The organism is Lapidilactobacillus salsurivasis (assembly GCF_054785215.1).
Map to the genome: position 1 here is coordinate 88906 of NZ_BAAABI010000009.1, position 7542 is coordinate 96447.

The following is a 7542-nucleotide window of genomic DNA, read 5'->3' on the forward strand; positions in this document are numbered from 1 at the left end:
ACTAATCGTGCTAAAATAAGGATTAGCTTCTCGCAAGCAAAGTTTATTTGGGGGTCCCGGTAGATGAGCAAGACAAAGAAACACAGGCGCTTATTTCCTAGTATTCGCTTTTGGTCAGCCAGTAATCATTTGTTTTGGCGTTATTGGCCGCAAATTCTGATTTTCTCCGTTTTACTTAACTTTTTCGTCAGCCTATTGGTCATGTCAATGCGCCAGCTGACCGGCTGGCTCTTGATCAAATTTAACGTGGCTTATTTATCATACACGAATCTTGTTAGCGTCGCGTTTCAACATCCCTGGTTGCTGGTGACTCTGTTGCTACTCTTGGTGGTGATCCTGGCGCTAGTTTATTGGCAATTCACGATTTTCATTCTTTTCGTCAACGACCTGAGCCAAGACCAACGCCCGCATTTTCGCCGACTACTCCGCCGCGCTGGCCACAAATTCAAATTGTTGAATTTTAAAACATTTCTCTTTCTAACCTTGTTCTTCATCTTAATGTTGCCAGTGCTGAGCAGTTTCTTCTCGACGCCTTTGCTGGGTAAAGTCGTGATTCCTGATTTCATTATGGCCTTCATCGATGTGCATCTGTGGTATCCCTGGATCATCGCCGCGCTCTACTTGGTCAGTCTTTATTTAGGATTACGCTATCTGTACGTCTTGCCCCTAATGGTGCTATACGATGAGCCGATCACCCAGGCGCGTAAACATAGCTGGGACCTGACCCGAAAAAATAATTGGCGCAACTTCCGCAAAGGCGCGGTCAGTTTGCTTTTTGCCAGCGCCTTGTTTGGCCTGCTCAACAGCCTCTTATTTTGGCTTCAATCGGCGTTCGACCTGACCGATTTCGCTTTCGTGGGCGCCAATTTGACCATGTTGTTGACCGCGCTAGTGACTTTGCTATTTGGGAGCTACACCACGATGATCCTGTTATTGTTGATGCAGCCAGCGCTACCGCGACCACTGCCACCAACTGAACAACCGCACCATCCCCACTTTTGGCGTTACTTGACGGCCACGGTGTGTGGTGCCTACCTGTTGACCTTGGGACTTTTCAATTATGGCTACCTGAAAGATCTGACCAGTACCCAGCCATTGGTGATCTCACACCGCGGCGTTGATGGTGGCAATGGCGTCCAGAACACAATTCCCGCATTGGTCAAAACTGCCCAACAGAAACCTGATTTTATCGAGATGGATGTTCAGGAAACTAAAGATGGCCAGTACATCTGCTTTCACGATCCAACTTTGCGGGTTTTAGCGGGCCGGCGGGAGCGCCCCCAGGACCTTACTTTGGCGCAATTACAACGGATCACCGTGAAAGAAAACGGTCATAGCGCTAAAATCCCTAGTTTCGATGATTACCTGGCTCAAGCGACACGACTGGATCAGAAGTTATTGATCGAGTACAAGGTCTCCCCTAAGGACAGCCCCAACGCCGTCAAAAATTTCATCAACCGTTATCGCAATCGCATCAAAGAAAATCAGGGTCAAGTCCAATCACTGGATTATCAGGCGGTCGCCACCGTCAAAGCCGAATCGGCGGCCACTTTCACCGCCTACATCATGCCTTATAATTTTGCTTTTCCTAACACCGACATGAACGCTTATGCAATGGAAGTGACAACCTTGAACAGCACGTTCGTTGACCAAGCCCACGCGCGTAAACAACTGGTTTATAGTTGGGATGTGAATGACATCAGCACCTTGAATCGGATGATGTATTTCAACGTGGATGGGGTCATCACTGATCGATTGTCAGACATGCGCCAGCACCTCCACGATAACCAACAACAACCTCAATATGCTTCATTAATGAGTAATTACCGCGATATTGCCAACCTGCTGTGGAATGACTAGTAACCTCGTACTAACCAGGCCGCTCGCCATCTGCCCCAACCAATTAGACCGTGCCGGGGGCAATCACAATAACTTAACAGCGTGAACGCACGCAAGCCAGATTATAGTCATTATAATCTGGCTTGTGCTATAGTAGGAGTATCTTGAACAGAAGAGGTAAGCATAATGAGTATCATCGAATTACAGAATGTTAGTTACGCGGATGGTGACCAAACAATCATCCACCACGTTGATCTCAGCGTGAGCGCCGGCGATTCTTTGACGATCAGCGGACCTTCAGGCTGTGGTAAAAGCACTTTATTGAAATTAATAGCTTCCTTGATCTCGCCAACCAGCGGGACGATCAGCTTTAATGGCAAAAATCAAACGACGTATGACTATCCCACTTATCGCCAGCAAGTCTCCTACTGCTTCCAGCAGCCAACCCTATTTGACAACAGTGTGCGGGACAATCTCAAGTTGCCTTTCCAAATTAGGTCGGTTCCTTTTGACGAAGCCAGAATCAGCGCCTTGCTGGAATTAGTGGACCTGCCCTTAACATTCCTCGATAAGAAGGTCATCGATTTATCCGGCGGTGAGAAACAACGGATCGCCTTGATTCGTAATCTGGTTTTTCCGCCGCAAGTGCTGCTGCTCGATGAGGTTACTGTCGGCTTGGATACCCGCAGCAAAACCATCGTCCAAGCGCTGATCAAGAATGTTCAAGAACAAACCACCACCGTGATTCAAGTCACTCATGATGAAACCGAAATCGCGGCGGCGACTCACTTAATCGAAATGCGTCAGGGGGCATTACTGAAATGAATCAATTATTAGTCAACAACGTCACCTTAGTGTTCGCTTTTGCGCTGGTGCTGGTCGCCATGCTGATCAGCTATCGGGAAAAGCTGGGGCTTAATAAGGATATTCTAATCAGTATTCTCCGCGCCATTATTCAATTGACCCTGATTGGGTACGTGCTCAAATATATTTTTAAGATCAACAATGTTTTCTTAACGATCTTGATGTGTCTTTTCATTATTTTCAACGCGGCCTGGAATGCCTACAAACGCAATCCGAACAAGAACCGGAACTACTGGGAGACCTTCGCGGCCCTGTTTATTAGCACCACGGTGACACTGGGGATCATCATGTTGACCGGCTCGCTGAAATTTATTCCTTCACAAGTGATTCCGATCACCGGGATGATCGCCAGCAATTCCATGGTGGCCGTTGGTCTTTGTTATCGCAATCTCCAAAGTCAATTTCGCGACCAGCGTCAACAAATCTTAGAAAAACTAGCCCTGGGCGCCCCAATCAAGCTGGCCGCAATCACAATTTTACGAGAAAGTATCAAAACTGCGATGCAGCCGACCATCGACTCGGCTAAAACCATGGGCCTGGTTAGCCTACCTGGGATGATGTCCGGTCTGATTTTCGCCGGTGTTGACCCAGTCAGCGCGATCCGTTACCAAATTCTCGTCACCTTCATGTTGCTGTCAACCACCAGCTTGGGCGCGATCATCGCCGGCTACTTGGCTTACCGACGTTATTTCAACAAGCGCCAACAACTGCTCACACAAGAATAGCCCATCAAAAAACGTGTCACACCAAAGCAAACTGGTGTAACACGTTTTCTCTTTTCAGCGACTGTAAATCTCGTCACGGCGACGCGATCCGATTCTAACCCAAGTTGCCAACTAACCATTTCCGCTTGTAGCGAAAATCAGTCAACAATTGGTCACTGTTCCAATGATTAACAACCATCGCGGTTAAAGAGTCAATAATAATTTCCAAAATGAAGTAAAGAAAGCTGATCATCTCGTTATCATCGCGAATATTGAACTGGTTTTTACGGATCACGGCAATAACTCGATCCACAAATGCCGTAGTCTTGCCCGGACTGATCTCACGGACCGCCAATTCAGCATTGGAACGAGTCAATAAATTGATTCGTCGCCAATAACGAGTGTTCGGCTTTAACTGACCACACTTGGCTAAATAATGCTCGATGCCCACGAAGAAATCCTCCTGATTGTCATCAATGCAACGCAAAATATCATGACGAATGATTTTTGCGTTTTGGGCCAAGGTATAATGATAAGCGTCGTTTAAATCCTCGAAATACTTATAGAAAGCGCCTCGTGACATTTCCATCCGTTCAACGATCTCTGTGACCTTGACTTGGCTAACAGGCCGATTGTAGAAGATTTCCAACAAAAGCTGTTCAATCTCTTTCTGCCGGGTCGGGGGTAAATTCAAAAACGTTTCTTTCGGCAAAATATGACCTCCTTGAGGGTGACAAATTGTTACTCTAAAATTGATTATACCAATCTAGGTAATGTTTGTCACGCTTCGCGGCAGCGGCTTGCGCTGTCGGTTTGCAGATATGGTGGTGCACTAAATGGGCAAAAGTAGGTTAGCCGCAGCTTGCGCTGCGAAATTCGGGGTGAGCTCGCTGTGGGCGCTGTTTTGAGCCAATCCGCAAAGTGCGCGGCTTGTCTCAAAATCAGGCCTTGACCTAAGCGGTAAACCGCTAAGGTCAATTTCACGGCGATCTCACCCCGAATTTCTCCGCTCCAGCCGCTCAACGTTTTAACAGCCGTTTGAGCACTCACGCCATTTTGCAAGCTATCGCCAATTGATGGGGAGCCACGCCATTGACGACCGTGGTTAGTGGTCACAAGCTTTAAATTGGTGACACCAGCGCAGTCAGCTTGATGAACTGAGGCAAGTTCTGGATGAATCGGCTAATTCGGTCGGTATCCTAGCAAGGATTGTTGACGGAACTGGTAAAGGTTTCTAGCCTACGCAAGCTGTACCAACCAGCTATAATCCGCATCAGTTGATATTGCCGTACCACCAAAAAAGGGGCGATTGTTTTTACCTCTTACTTGCAAAAGCACTTCGTCAGATACCCATCTTTGATTGCAGATAGGCTCGATTTTGTTTAGCAACCGGCTGGGACTGCGCGGCTCAGTGGTGAAATTGTCCTTGGCGGCTTGGCCGCTTAGGACAAGGCTCGATTTGAAGACAAGCCGCCGGGCTTGCGGATTGGCTTCAAACGATGCCCACCACGTTCCAACCAGAGTGTGCAGCGCAACGGGTTGACTTCGAGCATTAGCCTAGCAATTGTTTTGGAAGCCGCACTTTGCTTCCGGAACAATTGCGTAGCTAAGCACAGAAGTCAGTTGCGCGGAACACGTTTCCAGCCGCACAAATGGCCCGACCCGGTTGCGCTCACGGGCAACACCCGCCTAACCCTGCAATCAGGCAACGATTCGACAATAGGAATCAACGTAAAAAATAGGTGACAACTGAATTTCACAGTTATCACCTGTTTTTGATTGGCTACTCGCTTAATGGTAGGCATTTAGTGCCTGCAGAAACTTACTGAACCACGGTCCAATCATGGATTGTTTTCCCATCGGCGTCCTTCAAGACGAGCCAGCTATTGGTGCCTGCGAAGTAGAGAAAGAGGCCGACTTCATTGACGCTTTTCAAGACGATGTCACTGGTGGTCACAAAGTCTTGAAATTGGTCTTGATGTTCTTGGCGGAGTTGCTGGGCAAAGCGCGCGGAGAAGCCGAGATCACCATTGCGATTCAACGGCGCTTCAGCTTTCATGACGGCGCCCTTAACAATGACCATCTCGTCACGTTTCCGCCAAATCACGGTGGCCTTGGCGCCATCATGATCCACCTTAAAGGTCAACGCGGCCACGTCTTTACTCCAGCGATGCCGCGCTTTACCACCTTTAGCGCCTGTCGGCTTGCCAACGAGGGGTTGTTCCGAGGCAACAATTCTCAGATCGGCGCGCAAGCCTAGCTGTTGCAGCAAAGTTCGGATCGTTTCCAGATATGCCAACAAGGTTGCTGACAAAGGCCGCTCATCTCCGAGACCGGTCAGCTGCCATTGCCAATATGCCTGAACCGCCGCCACTTCGATCGCACCACCTGCTAGTAGCTGGACACAGACTTGATTAGGCGCCAACGGAGCTGATTCCGGCATGACCGCCTGCAATTGACCTTGATCATAAAGTAAGACGACACCAGCATTTGGTATTGTGCCAGTTGTTTGGAAAATAACTTGGCCTTGATCACCGCTCAGCGTTAAAGCTAAGTTTGTCTCAGTTAACACACCAGAAAGTTCAACTTTCAATCAAACCACTCCATCCTCTTTTTGCCTATTTCTCATTTGACTCATCAATCAGTTACTTAGATTGTGCCCTACCGAATTTAGAAATGCAAGCGTTTTTTCTCATAAAGTATGCCCTGCGCTAAACAACCGGGTTTGGCGACCTGTCATGGCGTGCGCCCATCCGCAGTGATCGCTTGAACACTCCGAAAAGATACGCTAATAAACCAGAGGTAAAAATTAATCGTTAACAGATCGGCGTCAGCCAGCCATGCGAAAATCGCTACGGCGAAACCGCTTCTTGGGATTAGGTAGTACGCAAATTACCACGAAATCGAGCTTTTCGCGACGTTACACGACCGCGTAACGTCGATATAACGCGGGTTGATAAGAACCAAATGCTTTCGCTTGAGCCGGGAGTCCTGCTATTATTGCTTAACTTTTGACCGGCAGAGGCAATCGGCCGATTCCAAATGAGCCCGTCGGCCACGGTTCCTACGCTTAGCCACAAGAAAGGGTGAATCTGCCGCGCCCCTCCGAGCGTTATAGCGGCGTTACACCTTCACCGCAGCGCCAACGATGGCACAATCGTAGTGGCCTACTAGTTGCTGCAATATATCGGGCCACGACCACTGACCACACAACAAGTTGCATCCGCTCCTTGTGCTAATTTCTTGAATCGGCCGTTCGTCCTTTTAGCAAAACGCCGTTATATAACGTCGATTTCCGACAGCAAACTCTTTAATGATTCGTCTGCTTATGCTATGCTTGGCAGACAAAAGGAGGAATATTCATGACAATCGGGACCCAGATCGCGAACGCGCGTCAAGCAAAATGCTGGAGTCAAGCCGAACTTGCTCACAAGATTGGTGTGACAAGCAGCTTAGTCCAGGCCTGGGAAGGTGGCCAGCAAGTGCCCACTGCCGCCCAACGCCAAGCACTGGAGCAATTATTGGCACTCTCCCTAAACCAGGATCGGCGAGCTGGGATCGATGATCCGCACGCCGAAACTTCACGTTCCACGCGTTTCTTACTCAAACTTTTTCTAATTGGCGTGCCGGGCTTTTTCCTGATTGCCATTCTGATTCCCGTCGTTATGTTGACGGCAGGTGACCGTTACACACTTAGTTCTGTCAGCCTCGTTGTCACTGTGAGTGTGCTGATCCTTGCCGCTCTGATTTTGCTAGCGCTACGTTTCCACCAGGCAATCCGCCGTTTTCTAACTCGGCATCTGAAAAAACGGGATTCCAACGACTGACAGTTGCAGCGCCCGTAAAGACCGAACCCGAGCTTACGACATACCGTGATTTTTCTATGAAATTTCGTAATTGTCAAATAAATTTGCTACTAAAATCGACGAATTATCGCTATGATTTTGACTGAGGAGTGAGTCGTCAACCACCCGTGACTAAAGTCACAGGCTTGTGAGAGCATCGCCTAACGGCGACACGACCACAATTTGCTTAGATACAGCCATCGCCTGCAAGCAGGTCTTACGTGCTAATTACCAAAGCCTTTAGAGTCCGCAGGTTGCCAGACGGACTGTGATTCTTAGTTAAGGGCTAA

At 48.5% G+C, this 7542-nt stretch carries 8 protein-coding genes; 5 read left to right on the forward strand and 3 right to left on the reverse strand.

Annotated features, from left to right (window positions below; translation table 11 throughout):
• The first annotated feature begins 63 nt into the window (after positions 1-63).
• From ACYVSB_RS10625 to ACYVSB_RS10635, 3 genes are all read left to right on the forward strand, one after another.
• Entirely contained in the window at positions 64-1860 is a 1797-nt protein-coding gene (locus tag ACYVSB_RS10625) for a glycerophosphoryl diester phosphodiesterase membrane domain-containing protein (protein ID WP_461219333.1), read from the forward strand.
• Between the two features lie 165 nt (positions 1861-2025).
• Positions 2026-2664, forward strand: a complete 639-nt coding sequence (locus ACYVSB_RS10630; RefSeq protein ID WP_461219334.1) for an ABC transporter ATP-binding protein — start codon at positions 2026-2028, stop codon at positions 2662-2664.
• Positions 2661-3428, forward strand: a complete 768-nt coding sequence (locus tag ACYVSB_RS10635) for an ABC transporter permease (RefSeq protein ID WP_461219335.1) — start codon at positions 2661-2663, stop codon at positions 3426-3428. The genes ACYVSB_RS10630 and ACYVSB_RS10635 overlap by 4 nt, the downstream gene beginning before the upstream one ends.
• A gap of 94 nt (positions 3429-3522) precedes the next feature.
• On the opposite strand, the gene ACYVSB_RS10640 is transcribed toward ACYVSB_RS10635, so the two are convergent.
• The gene (locus ACYVSB_RS10640) at positions 3523-4119 is read right to left on the reverse strand and encodes a TetR/AcrR family transcriptional regulator (protein WP_461219336.1); all 597 of its coding nucleotides are present in this window, start codon (positions 4117-4119) and stop codon (positions 3523-3525) included.
• Positions 4120-4187: 68 nt separating this feature from the next.
• On the reverse strand, positions 4188-4523 hold the full coding sequence (locus tag ACYVSB_RS10645; RefSeq protein ID WP_461219337.1) for a hypothetical protein: 336 nt from the start codon (positions 4521-4523) through the stop codon (positions 4188-4190).
• Between the two features lie 262 nt (positions 4524-4785).
• Between ACYVSB_RS10645 and ACYVSB_RS10650 the strand changes: the two genes are divergently transcribed.
• Positions 4786-4950 (forward strand): hypothetical protein, encoded by a 165-nt coding sequence (locus tag ACYVSB_RS10650; RefSeq protein ID WP_461219338.1) that lies wholly within the window; start codon positions 4786-4788, stop codon positions 4948-4950.
• Positions 4951-5229: 279 nt separating this feature from the next.
• On the opposite strand, the gene ACYVSB_RS10655 is transcribed toward ACYVSB_RS10650, so the two are convergent.
• A complete protein-coding gene (locus ACYVSB_RS10655; RefSeq protein ID WP_461219339.1) occupies positions 5230-6000 on the reverse strand; it encodes a hypothetical protein in 771 nt (256 codons plus the stop codon).
• A gap of 769 nt (positions 6001-6769) precedes the next feature.
• On the opposite strand from ACYVSB_RS10655, the gene ACYVSB_RS10660 reads away from it, so the two are divergent.
• Positions 6770-7234 (forward strand): helix-turn-helix domain-containing protein, encoded by a 465-nt coding sequence (locus ACYVSB_RS10660; RefSeq protein WP_461219340.1) that lies wholly within the window; start codon positions 6770-6772, stop codon positions 7232-7234.
• Positions 7235-7542 lie beyond the last annotated feature (308 nt).